This window comes from Acidiphilium sp. JA12-A1 (genome assembly GCF_000724705.2).
GTDB classification, from domain to species: domain Bacteria; phylum Pseudomonadota; class Alphaproteobacteria; order Acetobacterales; family Acetobacteraceae; genus Acidiphilium; species Acidiphilium multivorum.
In genome coordinates this window covers 1-214 of the sequence record NZ_JFHO01000276.1, presented here as the reverse complement: position 1 = coordinate 214, position 214 = coordinate 1, and the positions used below count along the sequence as shown (strand labels likewise).

Genomic DNA, 214 nt, shown 5'->3' with positions numbered 1-214 from the left:
CCGGAGCCACCGGCGCGATGGGTGCCACAGGCGCCACGGGTGCCACAGGTGCCACAGGTGCCACGGGCGCGACGGGTGCCACCGGCGCGACGGGTGCCACGGGCGCCACCGGCGCGATGGGTGCCACAGGCGCAACCGGAGCCACCGGCGCGATGGGTGCCACAGGCGCCACCGGTGCCACMGGTGCCACCGGCGCAACGGGCGCCACCGGCGC

Annotated in this window: 1 protein-coding gene; it reads left to right on the top strand. The window is 78.9% G+C overall.

The features are described from left to right. Window positions 1-17: 17 nt before the first annotated feature. The coding region (locus RT91_RS21155; protein ID WP_205409008.1) for a hypothetical protein at window positions 18-214 on the top strand (197 nt) is incomplete at its 3' end.